The sequence below is a fragment of the Streptomyces sp. WZ.A104 genome, assembly GCF_002382885.1.
Classification (GTDB): domain Bacteria; phylum Actinomycetota; class Actinomycetes; order Streptomycetales; family Streptomycetaceae; genus Streptomyces.
The window spans coordinates 1-18,840 of record NZ_NWVL01000112.1 but is presented as its reverse complement, the minus strand read 5'-3'; the positions used below and the strand labels follow the sequence as shown (position 1 = coordinate 18,840).

At 74.3% G+C, this 18,840-nt stretch carries 14 protein-coding genes and 1 pseudogene; 3 read left to right on the top strand and 12 right to left on the bottom strand.

Features of this window, described 5'->3' with window-relative positions; genetic code table 11:
- The first annotated feature begins 8 nt into the window (after positions 1–8).
- Together CIB93_RS34930 and CIB93_RS34925 are read left to right on the top strand one after the other, a co-directional pair.
- Positions 9–746 carry a polysaccharide deacetylase family protein gene (locus tag CIB93_RS34930; protein ID WP_096632812.1) on the top strand — a complete coding sequence of 246 codons (738 nt, stop codon included), beginning with the start codon at positions 9–11 and terminating at the stop codon, positions 744–746.
- A 199-nt stretch (positions 747–945) separates the two neighbouring features.
- Positions 946–1,995: a CopD family protein gene (locus tag CIB93_RS34925; protein WP_096632806.1), complete on the top strand. Its 1,050-nt coding sequence runs from the start codon at positions 946–948 to the stop codon at positions 1,993–1,995.
- Here CIB93_RS34925 and CIB93_RS34920 read toward each other — a convergent pair.
- From CIB93_RS34920 to CIB93_RS39340, 12 genes are all read right to left on the bottom strand, one after another.
- A complete protein-coding gene (locus CIB93_RS34920) occupies positions 1,992–3,470 on the bottom strand; it encodes a carboxylesterase/lipase family protein (RefSeq protein ID WP_257002503.1) in 1,479 nt (492 codons plus the stop codon). The genes CIB93_RS34925 and CIB93_RS34920 overlap by 4 nt on opposite strands.
- A 65-nt stretch (positions 3,471–3,535) precedes the next feature.
- Positions 3,536–5,899, bottom strand: coding sequence for an N-acetylmuramoyl-L-alanine amidase (locus CIB93_RS34915; protein WP_096632805.1), 2,364 nt, complete (start codon positions 5,897–5,899; stop codon positions 3,536–3,538).
- Between the two features lie 213 nt (positions 5,900–6,112).
- Positions 6,113–7,090: a terpene synthase family protein gene (locus tag CIB93_RS34910; RefSeq protein WP_096632803.1), complete on the bottom strand. Its 978-nt coding sequence runs from the start codon at positions 7,088–7,090 to the stop codon at positions 6,113–6,115.
- A 341-nt stretch (positions 7,091–7,431) separates the two neighbouring features.
- Positions 7,432–8,199 carry a zinc ribbon domain-containing protein gene (locus CIB93_RS34905; RefSeq protein ID WP_257002502.1) on the bottom strand — a complete coding sequence of 256 codons (768 nt, stop codon included), beginning with the start codon at positions 8,197–8,199 and terminating at the stop codon, positions 7,432–7,434.
- 910 nt (positions 8,200–9,109) lie between these two features.
- Entirely contained in the window at positions 9,110–9,685 is a 576-nt protein-coding gene (locus CIB93_RS34900) for a phage tail protein I (RefSeq protein WP_096632802.1), read from the bottom strand.
- A complete protein-coding gene (locus tag CIB93_RS34895) occupies positions 9,682–11,643 on the bottom strand; it encodes a putative baseplate assembly protein (protein WP_096632800.1) in 1,962 nt (653 codons plus the stop codon). Before CIB93_RS34895 ends, CIB93_RS34900 begins: the two co-directional genes overlap by 4 nt.
- Positions 11,643–12,092 (bottom strand): GPW/gp25 family protein, encoded by a 450-nt coding sequence (locus CIB93_RS34890; protein WP_096632799.1) that lies wholly within the window; start codon positions 12,090–12,092, stop codon positions 11,643–11,645. The genes CIB93_RS34895 and CIB93_RS34890 overlap by 1 nt, the downstream gene beginning before the upstream one ends.
- Positions 12,089–12,406, bottom strand: coding sequence for a PAAR domain-containing protein (locus CIB93_RS34885; protein WP_096632797.1), 318 nt, complete (start codon positions 12,404–12,406; stop codon positions 12,089–12,091). The genes CIB93_RS34890 and CIB93_RS34885 overlap by 4 nt, the downstream gene beginning before the upstream one ends.
- A gap of 61 nt (positions 12,407–12,467) precedes the next feature.
- A complete protein-coding gene (locus CIB93_RS34880) occupies positions 12,468–14,243 on the bottom strand; it encodes a VgrG-related protein (protein WP_096632796.1) in 1,776 nt (591 codons plus the stop codon).
- A complete protein-coding gene (locus CIB93_RS34875) occupies positions 14,240–14,962 on the bottom strand; it encodes a LysM peptidoglycan-binding domain-containing protein (protein WP_096632794.1) in 723 nt (240 codons plus the stop codon). The genes CIB93_RS34880 and CIB93_RS34875 overlap by 4 nt, the downstream gene beginning before the upstream one ends.
- 66 nt (positions 14,963–15,028) lie before the next feature.
- Entirely contained in the window at positions 15,029–15,454 is a 426-nt protein-coding gene (locus tag CIB93_RS34870) for a phage tail protein (protein ID WP_096632792.1), read from the bottom strand.
- Positions 15,455–15,527: 73 nt separating this feature from the next.
- Positions 15,528–17,567: a hypothetical protein gene (locus CIB93_RS39340; RefSeq protein WP_257002501.1), complete on the bottom strand. Its 2,040-nt coding sequence runs from the start codon at positions 17,565–17,567 to the stop codon at positions 15,528–15,530.
- Between the two features lie 352 nt (positions 17,568–17,919).
- Between CIB93_RS39340 and CIB93_RS34860 the strand changes: the two are divergent.
- Positions 17,920–18,840 (top strand): annotated as a pseudogene (locus CIB93_RS34860) (hypothetical protein); the annotation flags it as partial.

The window sequence follows — 18,840 nt, the reverse complement described above, 5'->3', positions numbered from 1 at the left end:
GGGTCGGGCTGCTCGCGGCCGCCGCCCTCACGGCGGGCTGCGCGGGTGGCGGCGGGGGCGGGGCGGCCGGTGCCGCCGGGAGGCCCGCCTCCTCACCCCTGTACGAGCGGTCGCCCGCCCCCGCCGCCCCGCGCCGCTTCCCCGGGCTGCCCGTTCAGATCGTCCACGGCCCCCGCAACCGGCCCCGCGTCGCCCTCACCTTCGACGGGCGGGGCGACCCGGAGCTGGCCCGCACCGCACTCGCCCGGATCGAACGGGTCGGGGCCCGCGTCACGGTCCTCGCCGTCGGCAGCTGGCTCGCCGAGCATCCCGGCATGGCCCGCCGCATCCTCGACGGCGGCCACGAGATCGGCAACCACACCGAGCACCACCTCGACCTCGCGGCCTTGGACGAGCGCGCGGCGTACGAGGAGATCACCGCATGCGCCCGGCGGCTGCGCCGCCTCACCGGCTCCATCGGCACCTGGTTCCGCCCCTCGCCCACCCCGTACGCATCCCCGCGCGTCCAGCGCCTCGCCCAGCGGGCCGGCTACCCCCATGTCCTGGCCTGCGACGTGGAGTCGCTCGACCACGCGGCCACCGGGGTCGCCGCCGTCACCCGCAAGGTCGCGGGCGAGCTGCGGAACGGATCGGTGGTCGGGATGAGCCTCGGCCGCCCGGTCACCGTAGCCGCGCTGCCCCTGCTCCTCGCGGAGATCGGCCGCCGCGGACTGCACGCGGTGACCGCCACGGAACTGGTGAGCTGACCCCGCCGACACCCGCGCGGCCGACCTGCCCCCCCCGCGTGTGTGGCTGACCCGTCGACACCCGTGTGGCCGACCCGCCGCCTGTCGTGCGGCAGACCCGACGACTGTCGCGCGGCAGGAGCACGATGGCCCGGTCGGGCGACCTGCGTGGCATGCGCGGCTTGCTGTGTCTTTGTCCACCGGCGAGGATCGGGCCGTGATGTTCTCCGGCCCCCCTGCCGACCCGGCCGCGCCGACCGGCCCCGGCACACCCCCTGTCGCGGCGGTCACCGGCGTGCCGTCCGCGCGGCCCGACACGTCCGCCGACGGTGCGCCCGGACGCCGGTGGACGACCCCGGTCCTGCTGAGCGCCGCCGGTGTCCTGGCGCTGCTCATAGCCCTGTTCGGCCCAGGGCTCATGGCGCGGGGAACGGGCGAGCTGCGCATACCCGGCGCGGGGCTCACCACCGTGCTCCGCACCGTCCTCTTCACAGCCCTCGCCCTCCACCTGGGCGAACTCCTCGCCCCGCAGCTCATCCGGCCGGTCCGCGGCCGCCCCCGTACCGCCGTACGGAGCTGGGCGGTGTACGCCTCGTTCGCCGGGGCCGCCGCCGCGGCCGGGCAGATCGTCCAGCTCGCCGCCGTCAGCGACCTCGGGATCACCGAGACCTACGGCACCCGCGAGGGCGGACTGCTCCTCCTCACGGCCAACGGCCTGGCCCTCGCCGCTCTCTGCGCCCGGACCCGCCGCCCGGCCCTCGCCCTGGCCCCGCTCGCCGTCGTGATCGGCGCGGAGGCCCTGCGCGCGCACCCGGAGGCGTACAGCCCCGAGATCGGCGCCGCCCTCACCGTCGTCCACCTGACCGCCGCCTCGCTGTGGACCGGCGGACTGCTGTACGTCCTGCGCACCATGTGGCTCTGGCGGGGTACGCCCGTCGCCGCCCGTGCGCTGCTCGGCCGGTACGCGCGCCTCGCGATCTGGCTGTACGTCGCCCTCGCCGCCACCGGCACCGCCTCCGCCCTGCGCCGACTCCCGCCGGACGTGGTGTTCACCTCCGCCTACGGGCGCACCCTGCTGCTCAAGCTGACGCTGATGGCCGTGGTCAGCGCGCTGGCGGTCGCGGCCCGGCGGCGCATGCTCCGCGACACCGACCCCTCGGTCGCGCACTGCCTCGCCCGCCGCGAACAGGCCGTGCTGGGCGCGGTCGTGGTCGTCTCGGCGATCCTCACCGCGGTCCCCGACCCGCACTGGATCTCGACGAGGCCCTAGGACCGTTTCCGGTACGGTTCCCAGCCCCGCAACTCGTCGTCGCGCGGGGCCAGGACGAGAGCCGGGGCTCCCGGACCGAAGAACCGCACCGGCCGGGACGCGTCCCAGGACGGCCAGCCCGGGTCACCCGTCGCCGCGAACGCCACCCACGCCCGGTGCATCGCGTCCGCCAGCTCCTGCGGGGCGTCCGGGCCGGTCAGGGCGGCCGTGTCGGGGTGGGCGAGCGTGTCGAAGACGAAGCCGAGCTCCAGCGCGTGACAGGCACCGAGCCGCTCCACGGGGGAGGGCCAGCCGAACTCGTAGACGTACGTGGACCCCGGCGCGTCCGTCCGGGCGTCGGCCAGCCGGTTCAGGGGCACCCGCAGCAGCAGGTCCGTGGCGAGTGCACCGAGGATCTCGCCCGGCGTTGCGTCGGGGCGGTTGCCCCGGTAGGTGCGGGCGGTGGCGCTCGGGACCCTGAACTTCAGCAGGGCGAGGCGGAGCTTCAGGCGGCTGATCCGTTCGGTCAGGCCGCCGGGGACGAACCAGAGGCGGTACTCCTCGGTGTTCGCCCCCATCAGCAGGTCGATCCCGGCCGCCGTGCCGGTACGCAGCGCGTCGGCCGGGTCGTGGGTCAGCAGCTCGCCGTCCACCACGAGCTGGAAGGCGGTACGGCCGGTCAGCGGGTTGCCGCCGCTGGTCACCTCGGCCTGCGCGGTCAGCAGGGCGTCCGGGTCCACGGCGGCGAAGGCGGCGGCCGTCGCGGGCACCCCGAGCCGCTTGGCGATGAGCTCGGTCGTCCCGCCCGCGGCCTCGGGGGGCAGGGCTGCGGGAGCCCCGCTCTGGAGCACCGCCCGCCGGAACAGCCCTGCCGCCCGGTCCGTGGCCAGCAGGGCCGCGATGCTCACCGCCCCCGCCGACTCCCCGGCCACCGTCACCCGGTCCCGGTCGCCGCCGAACGCCGCGATGTTGTCCCGCACCCACTCCAGGGCGGCCAGCTGGTCCAGCAGCCCCCGGTTGGCGGGCGCGTCCGGGAACACCCCGAAGCCCTCGACGCCCAGGCGGTAGTTGACGGAGACCAGCACCACCCCGTCCCGGGCGAACGCGGACCCGTCGTACACCGGCACCGCGGACGAGCCGTGCAGCAGCGAGCCGCCGTGGATCCACACGAGGACGGGAAGCCCCGTGGCGTCCGGCTTCGGCGAGGGCGTCCACACGTTGAGGTTGAGCCACTCCTCGCCCGGCACCGCCGGGTCCGGAAGCAGCCGGTCCAGCGGTGGGGCGTAGGGCCGTTTGGGGGCCGTCGGCCCGTACGCGAGGGCCTCCCGCACTCCCGTCCACGGCTCCGGCGGCTCGGGCGCGCGGAACCTCCGGGCACCCACCGGCGGAGCCGCGTACGGGATGCCCCGGAAGACCGCGACCCCCTTCTCCACCGCACCGCGCACGGTGCCGTGCACGGTCCTCACCCGCACGTTCTTCACTCGCACGTTCGTCACCCGTACGTCCGTCACGTGCCGACCTCTCTCGCGGTGCGGTGGCGCGTACGCCCACTCGTGTACGCCTACTTCAGATAGACCAGCCCGTCCGTGGTGAGGGTCGGGCGGCCCTTCGTGCCGACCACCACGATCTTGACCGTGTGCTTGGCACTGGAGGACCAGGACCGCGTCCAGATCGCGTCCCGGTACTTGGTGGCGGAGGACTTCAGATCCACCGTGGCCACCTTCTTGCCGTCGACGTAGACGTATGCCTGCCCCGAAGTGGCGGCCCGCGACACCACCCAGGCGGCTGACCTGCCGGTGAACGTCCAGGTCAGGCTGGCGTTCTTGGCGCTGCTGGTGAGGGACTTCCCGCCCAGATAGCTCGACGAGGACTTCGTCGTCCACTTCCCCGACTTCTTGGCGGCGGTCTCCTGGAGGATCACCGGGGTGCCGGAGACCGAGGCGGCGGCCGTGTTGCCCGCGTGGTCGTACGCCGTCATCCTCCAGGCGGTCGCCGCGCCCGGCCTCGCGGTGTGCGAGGCGCTGCGCGTCGTGGGGCCGTATGTCTTCGCCACGGGCGCGGTGAGCCGGACCTGCTTGAGGGCGGCGGCGTCGGTGGCCTTCCACTTCAGGGTGAGCGGGACGGCGTTCGCGTTCACGGTGCCGGTGCGCAGCGTGAGGGTCGGCCTGGCGGAGAAGGCGGGGGGCGTCTGCTCGGCGACGACCGTGGCCGCGGCCGACGTGGTCACCTTGCCCGACTGGTGGGTGGCGCGGACCTGCACGGAGTGCTTGCCCAGTGCGAGGGTGGCCGGGGCCGAGGTGACGTTGCCCTTGACGGTGGCCACCGGCTTTCCGCCGACGAGCAGTTCGTAACTCTTGACGAAGGCGGCGGGCGTGGCCGCCTTCCAGCCGACGGTGACCTTCGACCTGGTGTAGTACGTCGAGCCGGAGGCGCTCGCGCCGGTCACCGAGGCGATGGTGAGGCCGGTGACCGATCCACCGGCCATCGAGCGGATCGCGGGGAGCTGGTTGTAGAGGCCGAGGCCGGGGCACTCGGTGGCGAACCCGTCCCGGTGCCCGGAGATCTGCTGGAAGGGGTACTTCTCTCCGGCGACGAACTTCCTGTGCGCCAGGTTGTTGCCGTTGGCACCGGCGGTCAGCTGGACCGTGCCCGTCGGGTCGCCCTTGTACTGGCCGAGCTTCCAGGCGGCGACCCGGGCGACCGCGGTGGTGGCGGCGCTCGCGGCCTGCGTCTGCGTGTGCATGCCCATCACGGCGATTCCGGCGGTGTCCCGGTTGAAGCCGTAGGTGTGCGCGCCCAGCACGGCCCGGTCCACGCCGCCCTTGCGGCCCTCGAAGACCGTGCCGCACTTGTCGACCACGAAGTTGTAGCCGATGTCCTTCCAGCCCTGCGACTTCACGTGGTAGGTGTGCAGCGCGCGCACCATGGCCGCGGAGTCGGCGCAGGAGTAGGAGTTGGTCTGCGTGGTGTGGTGGACGAAGACCGCCTTGACCGCGCTCAGGTAGTCCGGCGACTCGCTGTTGAGCGACTCGTCCGCCTGCCAGGCGGCCCGCGGGACGATCGGCGGCTGCGGGAGGGTGGAGGGCGGGGCGGGTGGCAGCGGTGGGGTCGCGGACGCGCTGGGTGTCGGCGATGTGCTCGGCGCCGGGGGCGTGGTGCTCGGGCTCGGCGTGCTGCTCGGGGGTGGTGCGGGGGACTCGGCGGTCGGCGTGGGGGAGGGTTCCTGCGACTGCCCGTCGCCCGGCTCGTCCGTCGGCTCGGTGCCCGGTGAGGTCTCCTCGGTGGGCGTCGGCTCCTCGGACGCGGTGCCGTCGGCCGTGAACGCGACGGGTTCGGCGGCGAAGGAGGCGGGTTCGGCGACTGCCCGGGCGGGGCCGTCGGTGAACGCGGCCGGTTCGGCGGTGAGCGGGGTGCTGTTCCCGCCGGGGTCCACGGTGTCGAGGCGCAGCCCCTCGGGCAGCCCGGCCCGCACGCCGTCCCCGGCTCTGACGCGGACCTCGACGCCGTTGGAGGGGCCGACCCAGCGGGGCTCGGTGGTGCCCCGGACACCGGCCCGGCCGGCCTCGGTGCGGCCGTCGATCTCGGTGTCCAGCGGCAGCCAGCCGGTCCACTCGCCGGTGGCCGCGGACCGGGTGCGGGCCTCGACCCGGCCGGTGACGTGGGCGGCGGGATCGGTCCAGGTGACGCCGAGCAGGCTGAACGGCGCGGTGTCGCGCGGCGCGAGCGAGGCGGAGCTGCCGTCCGACGACGTCTCCAGCGCGGTCCTGCGTACGTCGGCCACTGCCGGGCCGGAGGCGGACTTGGCGTCCGTGTCGGTGCCCCCGTCGGCGGGGGAGGTGCCGGTCACGCCCTGGAAGACCAGGACACCTGTCACGGCCGCTGTCGCGACGGCAGCCGTGACCCAGACTCTTCGCTGTGCTCTCACGTGTGATTTCCCCGGGGACGACGCTGGTGGAAGGCAGGGCATTCCGACCGGTCAGTCGCTGACCGGGGGCACGACGTCAGGGGATGCCCTGGTCGGCCCGGCCGGTGGGGCGACCAGGGACATGCTTGCGGGAGCGATTCTTCCATGCGATCGGACCGGATCTCCCCTGCCCTGGGCCGGGGAGCGCTTGCTCCCCGGCCCAGGGTGGACCGGTCAGGCGGCGAAGTGCTGGGACAAGGACGCCCGTTCGTCGCGTTCCACCAGGTCCGGGCGGGTGTAGCGCTCGGCGCGCGCGTGGTAGTCGAAGTCACCCCGCACGAGTCCCCGGTAGTCCTGGACGCAGCGTTCCAGGGCCGCCCGGGTGGGTCCTGTGATGCCCGCCGCGTCGATTTCCTCCAGCAGTTCCTTTTCCGCGCGGTGCACCCGCTCGGCTATCCGGGCCAGTTGAACCGCGGCCTCGTCGATGGCTTCCTGGAGGGTCGATCCGCGGTCGCGCTGAATGAGCCGTACGGCATTGTGCTCGTATCCGAGTGCCGCTTCCTTCTCGAACGAGCAGATGTCGTTGCAGAGCCCCGAGTGATCCGTCACCGCGTTCCGCAGGGCGATATACGCGGGGAGGCTGCGGGCGGAATCCGGGAGATCGATTCCGGCGGTGATCTCATGCAGATCCAGGAAGGGCTGCATGGCCACGGAATCCCGCCGGTGCTTGGCGAACTCCGCCCGGCTCGGGACCTGTCCGGCGGCGCGCTCCACCGCCTCGGCGTAGTACGTCCACAGCCAGGCGGCGGTGTCCCGCCGGAACTGCCGGTTCCACTGCGGCGACCGGTCCCGGCAGGTCCGGTCCCGCAGTCCGGCGAGGGCCCGCTCCATCGGCCCGCGCGGCGCGGCTCCGTCGAAGACGTCCACCAGCCGGGTGATTGCCGCCTCGCACATCAACGGGTCGCGCCCGGCGGGGCCGTCGTCGAACTCGTCGTCCACCAGGAAGGCCCAGAAGAGCCACTGGCAGAAAAGATCGAGATGCTCCTGCGAGGCCTTCGGGAAGATGAGGGATATCCACAGTTCCGGCCGGGTGCGGATCATCTTCCGACGGGCGGGCACGGACAGATTCAGTTCTTCGGATTCGGCCCATTCCCAGGCGGCCTGCCGGGTTTCGGCCAAGCCCGGATTGCACCCTGCACTCTGGAACGGCATGTGAAACGCCGGTAACGTGATCTGGCTCATTTGCTGCCCCTCGTCGAATGGATGCGGACGGACGAAGCGAACGGCGCATTTGGCGGGGCCGGGGCCCCGGAGCAGGGTCGGCGGCCGGTGGGGGCGATCGCGTCACCATGCGTGAGGCATAGTCAACCCCCTGTTGAGGGCTGGAGGGAAGCCATTTGTGACCGAAAGTGCATGATCATCTTGAACTCTCTGAGCATCTGTGGGCATCTCTGAGCAGTTGATGAACTTCTGGGACTGTTCGTGATTCCCGGGGTGGTTGGTGGGCAGCGGGCAGCGGGCAGCGGGCAGCGGGCAGCGGGACGATGCCGGTGTCAGGTGCGCTGGAAGAACTCGACCTCGCCGACCGCGATCGGCCGACCCTCGCCCTGCCCCGCCGCGTCCCGCAGGATCAGCCGGACGGAGACGACATCGCTGATGCCCGTCCGTATCGTCTGCTGCCCGGGCTTGTCGTTGAGCGTCACGGCCTTCTCGTGGACCGTGCCGTCCGCCGTGGTGACGAGCAGGTCCGCCCCGATGGGCCGCGCGCCCCGCCGGAACTCCTGCGGCTCCTTCGAGACCCCGGTGTGCACGACGACGCCGACCAGCCGGAACGGCTTCCCGAAGGAGCACGTCAGCGAGTCGCCTAGCGCGGGCGCACCCCAGTACTTGTTGGTCAGCCCGTCGATGGCCGCGCTCGCCGGATGACCGGGCGCCGCCGCGCTCGCGCTCACCGCGGAGGGGCTGATCTCCGCGGTGCCGCCGAGCTTGTCCCGTACGTCCTCGAAGAGGTAACGCCCGAACGGCACCAGCATGAAGCCCGCGAACAACAGCCCGACCAGCACCGTCACCAGCAGGAGCCGCCGCAGCCCCCGGCCACCGGACCCGCCCCGCACCCGGCGGCGGAACGGCCACACCGTGCGCCACCACGGCAGGGCGGCGGGCTGCTCACGGACCCGCAACGGGGCGGCGCAACGCCGGCAGAACTGCCGCCCCGGCAGGTTGGGGGTGCCGCAGGCCGGACACGGCGGCCCGTCGGGCGCCTCGTCCGCCGCCACCGGCCGCACGACGGGCCGCCGCGCCACAGGCTTCGCGGGCTGCACCGCCCCGATGGGTTCGTCCGCCGCTGCCCGCGCCTCCGACGCCGACGGCCGGGGCGCGGCTGCGGACAGCGGCACTCCGGGGCGTACGGGCGCGGGCTGTCCGGGAGGAGTGGGGGGCGCAGGAGGCTTGGGGCGTACAGGAGTTGGCCCCGCCGGGGGCGCGGTGGCGGGGCGGGGTGGTGTCGGGGTGTGCTCGGGGCGCGCGGGGACGGGCTGCGCTGTCGGTTCGGGGGGAGCCGTCGGTTCGGGGCGCGCCGAGGTGGTGGGTTGCGCCGTGGTGGTGGGGCGCGCGGGCGTGGTGGGTTGCGCCGACGGCTCGCGTTGCTCCGTGCCCGTGGGGGCGGAACCGGCCGGGGGCGGGGGTACAACAGGGACTGGCGGTACGGGCGTCGTCGGCGAACGCTCGTCAGGCTCCGGCTCCGGCTCCGGCTCAGGCGACGGCTCAGGCACGCGGGGTGCCGAGGCGCCCGAGGCGCCCGAGGCGCCCGAGGCGCCCGACGCCGGTGCCCGGTCCGGACTTTCGGACGCGTCGCGGCCACCGGAAGCCGTCTGCTCGGGTGCGCGGCTGGGCGCGGGCGAGATGGGCTCGGCGTCCGTGGGCCCCGGCTCCATCCGGGCATCCGGGGCCGCTTCCGGGGCCGGTTGAGGCTGCGGATGCGGGCCTGGCACCCGAGCCGGCCCCGGAACCGGAGTCGGAACCGGAGTCGGACCTGGGCCCGGGGTCGGTTCCGGGCCCGGAACCGGAGTCGGAACAGAAGCCGGGTCCGCACCCGGGTCCGCACCCGGTCCCGGGACCGGCCGAGGTGGCCTGCTCGGCTGCGACGACCACCCCAGGTAGCCCCCGCAGCTGCCGCAGAAGTCGTCGTCCTCGCCGTTGGCCGTACCGCACGCCGGGCATGAACGCATCGCGTCAGCCTCCTGTCTGTTCGGGCTCTTCGGGCGGGCCCGGCAGGACCTCCACCCGGCAGGTGAGGTGGACGGGGCACGAGGCCGTGACGACGTCCAGGACGCGGCGGTTGTCCACCGCGTCGCCGTCGCGCACCGGCCAGACCCGGACGAGCAGTTCCCCGGCCGGCGGCGGAGGAAGGGCCGCACCCGGGGTGGCCGACCACGTGGCGCCGCCGCCGTCCAGGACGTCCGCGTGCACCCCGCAGCAGAGCCGCAGGCGCTCCACCAGACCGCGCCGGGTACCGCGCCACCGGTGCAGCTCGACGGCGCGGGCCACCACGGCCCGGCGCAGCTCCACCGGCCACGCGGGATCGACGTCCACCCCCACCCAGGACGCCAGCCACGGCAGGAAGTCGGCCGGGGCGAGCGCCGGGTCGACGTAGGCGGGCAGGTTGTCCAGGGTGGACAGGACCGGAGCCAGGACCGTGTCCAGGCCCGCCGTGAACCGCTGGGCCAGGTCGTCGTCCGCGTACAGGGCAGGCAGCAGGTCGCCTATCGGATAGCGGCTGGGCAGCCCGGGTACGGAGGCCCGGCTCACGCGCCCTCACCGGGCCCGCTCGCGGTGACGACCACCTGGTGCTGGTGCGAGAAGACCAGGGCCCCCGGCGCGACGTCGATCCGCTCGACCGCGGCCCCGCGCCGCCCGGTGATCGGGTCGGCCGGGAACAGCCGGAGCTCCTCCACGAGACCGGCCCCCTCCACGTTCTGGAGCACGGCGAAGACCTCTCCGTACTGCACGGGCCTGCCGAACGGCCACCCCCGGCCGTCCGCCCCGCCCCGCAACGGGTCGATGTGGTGGAACAGCGCCTCCAGGGCGGCCGCCCGGACCCGGTCCTCGTCGCCGGGGGCCGCCACCAGCCGGGCCACCACCGTGACGCCCTGGTACGCGGGCGGCTCCACCACCAACCGGGTCCCGACCAGCCGCCGTTCGTCGAGCCGTGCCGTCACCGCCGCGAGGACCGGGTCGGTGGGGATCAGCTGCTCGAACCGGAGCCGGCCGTCCTCGTCGGCGACCGCGTCGGGCACCAGCAGCACCCGAACCGCACCCGCCTCGCCCGCGACCGCGGGCAGACACCGTACCCGGCGCAGCGACGGCGCGGCCTCCCGGGCGATGACCTCGTAGTCCTCGGCCGTGACGGCCCGCTCCTGCACCCGCAGGATGTTGGGCGCCCGCACCTTCGCGTTCTCCACGGTCTCCCCGTCGACGCCTCCGGTCGCCGCCTCCCGGTTGTTGACGCCCGCGACGTAAGGCACCGAGCTGCGCAGCACGGAGATCGCGCCCCGGGCGACGTTCCCGGCCGCACCGCCGCCGGTCCGGTAGCGCGGGACGCGGAGCTGGGCGCCCTTCTCCGGGACCGCGCCGTACGCGCGCATCGTGCCGTCCGCCTCCCGCACCTCCGGCGGGAACGCGAACTCGCCCGACACGGCGTCGATCCGGACGTGCCGGTCGCCGGGGAGCGACGCCCCGAAGTGATCGACGGGCGTCCAGACCTGCCAGCCGTCGTCGGCCGACACCTGGACGACCGGCGGGTCTCCGTCAAGCAGCAGCGGCACCCGGCTCACCGAGAACCGCTGCCCGGCGACGCCCTCCGACACCCCGAGGGGCACGTCGAGGATGGTCTCCGCGTGCTCCACGGCCGCCGTGCCGCCGACGGTGAACACCTCGGCCTCGCGGATCGTCGGCGACTCGGAGTAGAACGGCTGGCCCGGCTCCGGCGCTGTGACCCGGCAGCGCAGCCACCCCGCCCGGGTCCCCGCCACGACGGACGCGGTGTGCCCGGCCGGGACGAACACCACGACCTCGCCGGGCCGGTTGAGCCCGCCGGTGCTGTCGGTGCCGGTCGCGCAGGCCACCCAGCGGGCCCCGTCCCACGCCTCCCACACCAGCGGCGGCTGCCGCGGATCGACGCCCACGCCCTCCACCCGGCTGTCCAGGCGCACGGCGACGATGCACCGGGGCACGGCCGTCGGCAGCCCGAACAGCAGGGCGTCCCCGGGCTCGGGCCGGGACTGGAAGCACGGGATGTCCTTGCCCGCGCCGAGCGGCGCGGTCCGGTCCGTCTGCTCGCCCGACACCGGCGCGGTGACCAGCCGGACCAGCGAACTCGGCATGATCGGCAGGTCCCGGGAGGTGGTGAACACCACCGGCTCCTCGGCCTCGCCGCGCGCGGTCGCCACCTCCGTACCGGCGGGGAGGTGCACGGTCTCCGGCTGCGGGGCGGACAGCCAGAAGTCCACCTCGGCCCGCGCCACCGTCGGTGGGAAGAGCGTCACGCCCAGCAGGTCCAGGAAGGCCGCGTAGTTCTTGTCGGGCACCCGGTTCAGCCGGTACAGCAACTGGTCGACCATGTACGCGAACGTCTCGATCAGCGTGACCCCGGGGTCCGACACATTGTGGTCGGTCCACTCGGGGGAGCGCTGCTGGACGTACCGCTTGGCCTCGTCGACGAGCTGCTGGAAGCGCCGGTCGTCCAGGTTGGGGGAGGGGAGTGCCATCAGCGCGTCCTCGCTTCGGCGGAAACCTCTGTGGAAACTTCGGCGGAACCCGCTTCGGACGGGATCGTGTAGAAGGGGAAGACCAGGTTGCGCAGGTCGTTGGTGGCCCGCACGGTGTAGTGCACGTCGATGTAGAGCGTGCCCTCCTCGATCGCGTCGAACGCGATCACCACGTCCGTCACCTCGATGCGCGGCTCCCACCGCTCCAGGGAGGCGCGGACCTCCTGTGCGATCCGCCCGGCCGTCGCCCCGTCGCCGGGCGCGAAGACGTAGTCGTGGATGCCGCAGCCGAACTCCGGGCGCATCGGCCGCTCACCCGGCGCGGTCCCGAGGATCAGGCCGATCGCCTCCTCGATCTCGCGGTCCCGCTCGACCAGGGCGATCCCGCCCGTCGGCCCGACCCGCAGCGGGAAGCCCCAGCCCCGTCCGATGAATCCGCCGCCGCTCACATCGGGCCCCCGATCAGGACGTTGAACGCGCCGCTGACGATGGGCGCGCCGCAGCTGGTGGTGTCCCGCATCCGGGCGGCGGGCAGCCCGCCGATCAGCACCTGACCGGCGAGCGCGGCGGCCGGGTTGGGCATGATCACGTTTCCGGGTCCGAGCGCCGCGTGCGGGGGGACCACGCACACGTGCAGGCTCCCGGTGACGGCCGCCGGCCGGCCGCCGATGAGCACGGTGGCGACGGCGACCGCACCCGGGGGCGGGGTGCCGATGAGACCGCCGTGTGCGGTGCTGTCGCCCGTGCGGGCTGCGGGGGGCATGGCCGGGATTCTCCTTGCTGTGAAAGGGACTTCAGGGGTGAGGGGCGTACGGGACGGGGAGTCAGTTGATCCTGATGAGCTTGGCCTTGAGGACGGCGAGCAGTCCGCCGTCGACGGTGACCCCCGTCTTGCCGTTGACGGTCACCGAGCGGCCCTTGATGTTCACGTCGCCCATACCGGCGTCGAGGGTGATGCCGGAGGCGGAGAGCGTCACCGAGCTCAGCTCCCGGCCGCCGCCGCGGGCCTTCACCGACAGCCTGATCTCGCCCTTCTTCTCGTCGAGGACGACGTCGAGCCGCTTGTCGCCGGTGGCCAGCCGCACGCCCGCCGGGCCGCGCGGGGCGTCCAGCAGCTCCAGCCGGTTGCCCGAACGGGACACCAGCGAACGGCGGTTGACCTTCCCGCTGGTCGGGTCGACCAGCGGGACGTCGTGCGCGGACGGCTTGTCGACCCCGTTGTAGAGGCCGCCGAGCACGTACGGGCTGTCCAGCAGCCCCTGCTCGAACCCGACCAGCACCTCGTCGTTGACTTCGGGGCTGAACACTCCGCCGCCGCCCTGGCCGCCCCACTGCACCGTACGGACCCAGTCGGTGACGTACGTGTCGTCCAGCCAGGGGAACTTCAGGCGCACCCAGCCGCGCTGGCCCCGGCCCTCCTCGCGGATGTCGGTGACCACCCCGATCGCCAGCCCCGGCATGCGCGGACCGCGCGACGGGGCGCTGCCGCCGGTGGCCAGCCCGGCCAGCGAACGGTCCGGTGAGGCACTGACGATCACCGTCGTGCGGTAGCCGGTGTCCGGTTCGAGGACGTGGTGCGCGGCGGTCGCGGTGTAGCGGCCGGAGAAAGCGGGCCCCACGTTGCCGAGCGCCACCGGCTGGCCCGCCCGCAGCTGCGGGTTCCCGTAGGCGACGGCTTCGATCTCCCCGAATCCGGAGCTGACCGAGGCGGCGAGGGCACCGGCCACCGCGGTCGTCTCCGCCTGCGTCCGGTAGGGGGTGTCCGCGATCGTCGTCCGGGCGTTGGAGCCGAACGCCCCGGCCGCCAGCGACGGGCTCATCCCCGGGGTGACGGTCTCGCTGCGGATGGACTGCTGCCGGGCCACCAGCCGCGTCTTGGTGTCGACGTTCCAGCCGCGCACCTCGACGCTGTCCGCCCCGTCCGCACCGGTCAGCACCGCCCGCAGGGCCACCAGGTTGTTCCCGTACTCCAGGACCATCGGGTCGCGCGTCGCGGAGGTCGACGGCGCGGGGGCCGAAGCGGCGGGCTTCGGCTTGGTGAACTGGAGCAGACCCTTGTCGTCCACCCGCACCACCGCCCCGCTCTCGGCCGCGAGGTGCTGGAGGAACTCCCAGTCCGACACGTTCGGCTGGGTCAGCTGCTTGTACGTGATCGGCGCGGCCTCCACCTTCCCGCAGGCCAGCCCCGCACCGGCGGCGACCTTGCGCACGATGTCCGCCGTCTTCATGTTCCGGAAGGCCACGACCTTCCGGCCGCGCTGGAGCCGGTGCGCCTTGGAGAACGCCCGCACGACCGTGAACGAACCGGTGGTGTCGCTGTCCAGCTCGACCGCGGTGACCTCCCCGGTGAACAGCCGCTCGCGCACCCGCTCCTGCACGGTGACCACGGAGATCTTCAGCGGGGTGCCGATGGTGAGGCCCGTCGCCGTGAGGAACGTGTGGTCCGGGTCCCGGTACATCAGCACGGCGGCGTCCGGCAGCCCGACGTTCTCGTCGACGACACAGCTCACCAACTGCGCGGCCCAGGCCCGCGGCAGCTCGCCGGGCGCCTCGACGATCGGGTCGGCGGCGAAGGACCGGCCGGGGGATGTCGAGGTCACCGGCCGTCCTCCGCCCGGTGGTCTTCCAGCCCGGGCACCAGAAGCTCCCTGCCCGGGGTCAAATGCATCGGGTCGTCGATGTCGTTGGCGGCCGCGATGGTGCGCCAGGCGGTGGCATCGCCGTACTCCCGCCAGGCGAGCAGCGGCAGACTGTCCCCGGCCACGACCCGGTGCGTACGCCGGGCCTCCTTCGAACCCGACGTGGGGTTCTGGCCGGCCGGGTCCACGCTCGCCTCCTCGATGGAGAGGGAGCAGGTGGCGCGGAGCGGCTTCCCGTCGACGTCGAAGAGCGTGTACGACACGGAGAGGCTGGAGAGCACCCCGTCGAACGAGGTCGTCTTCGCCGTGCCCCAGTCGAACCGCACCCACGGGCTCGAAGGCGTCATGCGGGCCAGACTGCTCGGGGTGGGGACACAGGCGGTCATCAGCTGTTCGACCGCCTTCTCCACCGAGTTGTCGTGGGTGGCCGTGGCGTCGAGGAAGACCTCCAGAGACAGGGACCGGGGCCCGCTGCCGACGAACTCGGGCAGCGCGGACTGCCCGGCTGTCCGGGACGGAGTGCGCCGCCACTCGGTGCTCTTGCTCAGCGACAGCTTCGCGGGGTTGAACTGCAACGTGAGCCGGGCGAGCGTGCCGCCGGGCTTGGCGCCGACGGACGACGGCGGTTCCATGATGGTCAGCTGGGCGCGAGCGCGGCTCGCACGGGCAGCGGGTGACATTGCGTTCCTCCTTTCTCTGGGCCGATGCGGTCGGGGTTGTCGGGTCGGTCGGGGTGGTCGAGTCCGTCAGGAGGGCTCCAGGCCCTCGTGGGCGATCTCCAGCGTCTCGATCGCCGCCTGGGAGTTGGCCGGGTCGAAGGAGGGCCCCTGCCAGCGCACCGGCACGATCCCCTGCACCTGCCAGCTGATGATCCGGCTGAGATCCGGGCGCAGCGCCACGATCTCGCCGTCCTTGGGCTCGACCCGCTGGATCGTCTCGTTGAGCCAGCGCGCGATCTTGAGCGTATCGGCGGTGACGGGGCGGGTCAGCGTGATGTTGGTCCAGGTGATCCGCCCCGGCAGCTGCCAGGTGAACCCGTTGTTGCCGCCCTCGGCGTACGTCTCCATCTCCACCTCTGCGCCGAGGCCCGAGCAGGTGTGGAACGCGCCCAGGTCGCTGCCGCCGATCGCCAGCTTGAAGAACACGCTCGTGGCGAAGATGTTGTCCGTCATGGGTCAGTCTCTCGTCCGTCTTCTCGGCTGTCTCTGTCTGTCTCTCGTACGGGTCGGGGGTACGCCCCCGGGCTCAGCGGCGGCCGTCGTGCAGCCGCCCGGCGCGCTCCCGGCCCCGGCGCAGGTCCGCGCGGATGAGCCGGCTCACCGGGTCGAGCAGCCGACGGGCCAGCTCTTCCATGTCCGCACCGCTGAGCTGGTTCGCGGCGGGAGTCGTCTCGGCGGGCTCCGCGGACGCGTTGTGCGACGCGTTGTTCGACGACGTGTGGGGCTTCGTCCGGACCGCCCGGACCGGAACGCCGGTGATCCCGGCCTCGGCGGCCCGCTGAACCGCCCGCGCGGTGGCTGGTGCGGGGGGCCTGGGCGGAACCCGTGCGGAGAGACCGGGCGGAGGCGCCGGGGCCGCGCCGCCCCCGGGCACGGGCCCGGTGGCCTGGAGCCCGGCACTTTCGGGTACCACCGGCAGCGCCATCCGCTGGAGGGGCACGGAGGCCTCGCCCGGCCCGGCCGATGCGGGCGGATGCGGCCGCACGATGGGAACGGGCCGCGCGGAGCGGGACGGTGGAGCCGGCCGCCCTGGCTCCCGTCCTGCCGTCGGCGCGGGCGCGGGCACGGGCGAGGGTGAGTGCTGGGGCCTGCGGCCCGCCGGGTCGCCGCCCGTGCCTGTCGCGCTCTCGGCCGCCACGGCACGTTGGACGGTGCCGCCGGAGGCCGCGGCGGCGTTGGCGCGGAGGAGGGGAGCGGTCCGCCCGGGGACCGTACCCGAGGGCGTCGGAGGCTGCGGGGCGGTGCGGCGGTGCGCGGTCGGACGGTTCCCGGAGCCGGGTGACGGCGCGTCGGGGCCCGGTTCGGCCTGCGGTACGTCACGCCGCCAGGTGGCCGCGACGACCGGCCGGGCCGTGACGCCCGCCGCTGCCGTACGCGGTCCCGAAAAGCCTTCGGCGGCACCGGTGTTCACGGTCAGGGCCCGGCCCGGGAGCAGAGTCCTGGCCCGCTGGACGGCAGGCGTCGCAGCCCCACCGCCGGAGGTCCGCGCCGCCTCCCGTTCCGGGCCGATCGGCCGGATGCGTACCGGGGCCGGGGGAGTGGCAGGGGACGATGCCGTACGCGTACGGGGCCCGGTCCCGGTCCCGGTTGCGGAGTGGTTGCGGGCAGGTGCCCGGTCACCGTCCACCGCGCGCTGTACGGCGGCGGGTTCGGACCCTGCCGGGGACCCGGCGGACGCCGAGCGCACGGGCATCGCGGGCGCGCCCGAGGAGGCCGGAGGGGGCGTCGGAGCGGGCGTCGCAGCCGCTGCCGGACCGGCCCCCCGCGGTGTGCCGGGGGACCGGCGGTCGCCGAGCAGCGGTACGCCGTTGCCGACCCGGGCGGTCGGCGGCAGCGAGGGCAGCGGTGCGCCGATCCCAGCGCGTGTGCGTCCCCGCGAACCAGAGGCGTCGGAGGGCTCGGCGCCACCGGGGCTCTGGGCCCGCACCGGCGCGGTGGCCGGTGCCGCCTGCACGGAAGGGGACGGCTGGGACCGCTGGGATGGCTGAGACGGCTGGGACTGCCGGGACTGCCGGGATGGCTGGAATGGCTGGGGCGAAGAGCCCGGGGCCGGAGACGGCTGAGTCGGCCGCTGCGTTCGGGGCGCCGCGTCCGACGGCGGCTGCGCCGGGTCCGTGACCTGGCGCTGGAGCACCGGCATCGCCGCCGTGGGCGGTACCGATGCCGGGCCGGACGGCACGACGGAGGCCGGCTCGTCGGTGCGGGACGGCACAGCCCCGGCGGGCAGTTCGCGCAGTGGCTTGCCCAGGGCGGGCCGTACTGTCTCGGCGGCCGTATGGCCGCCCGACGACGGGGTGGTCCGTTTGTCGGCTGCCGCCCGCTGCACGGCAGGGGTGGTGGCTGTGGTGACGGGGGCGGCCGGTGCGGTGGGTGCGGGGGACGTTTCGGGTGTGGCGGGTGCGAGCCCGGTGATCTGCCGCAGCGTCATCTGGGGGCGCCGGGCGACGGTCAGCGGAGGGCCGGTCGGCCGAGGGCGCACGGGAGCGGGTCGTGCCATGGCCTGCGCGCCGGACGCACCAGCGTCCGCCACCAGGCCCATCGGTGAACCGAGGACAGCCCGCTGCACCGCCGGAGCGGGCCCGTTGCGGCCGGAGGATCCGGCGGAACTCGGGGAGCTGGAGGAGCTGGAGGAGCCGGGAGCGCCGGAGAGCCCCGACGGTCCGGACGAGGACTCCGACGACCCTGGTGACCCTGACGGTCCGGAGGAGGAACCCGACGACCCCGGTGACCCCGACGGTCCGGAGGAGGAACCCGATCGGCCGGAGGATGCCGAGGGGCCGGAGGCACCTGGCGTACCGGAAGACGCTGACCGGCCGGAGGTTCCTGGTGTGCCCGAGGTCCCGGACTGGCCGGAGGATGCCGAGTACCCGGGGGTTCCTGGCGTACCGGAAGACGCTGACCGGCCGGAGGTTCCTGGTGTGCCCGAGGTCCCGGACTGGCCGGAGGATGCCGAGTACCCGGAGGCTCCCGTCGTACCCGATGACGCCGATCGACCGGAGGTTCCCCGCGCGGGTGAGCCCTCCGACCGCCCCGACGAAACCGACCTGCCCGAAGCCGCCGACGTGGACGTGGACGTGGACCGGCCGGAAGGTTTCGACGTACCCGGGGAACCCGTCCTGCCGGAGGGCCCGGGAGCCGCCGACCGGTCGGAAGACCTGGACGTACCCGAAGACGCCGACGTACCGGAGGAGCCCGGCGCGGCCGAAGCCCCCCGCCGACCGGAGGACCCGGAGGACGCCGACGGCCCCGAAGACCCCGACGTACCCGAAGAACGCGACGTACCCGAAGAACGCGACCCACCGCTCGTCGACCGGTCCGACCGGTCCGACCGGCTCGACGGCTGGCTCGACCGCTGGACCGACGGCGACCCCGGCCTCGGCTTCCGGCTGCCGTCGGTCGTCCCCGTCCCGGTGATGTTCCGCCCCGCCGCGGCAGTCGGCAGGTCCGCCACCGGCCCCGGCTCCTCGTCCGCCGGCCGGACCGCGCGCAGCAGCAGGGGCCCGCCGGGGGACGCCGTGCGCGCGCTGCCCGGGCGGGCGACTCCGTGGATGAGGCCCACCGGAGCCGATGGCAGGACGGCGTGGCCGAGTTCGCCGCCGAGGGAGGGGTCCTGCCACGAGGCGAGCTGCGAACGGAACCGCAGCCCGTCGCTCACGCCGATCGAGGACCGGGCGACCGTCACCGACGGCGGGGCGACCCGGCGCCAGCCGCCGTCCCAGTCGCCCCCACCGGACACCCCGGCGGGCGGGGAGGGCGTGGCGACGGGCGGGGGCGGTGCCGCCGACCCGTCGGCGTCCCCGCCCCGGCCGCCCGCGTTCGCGCCGCCCGCGCCACGACCG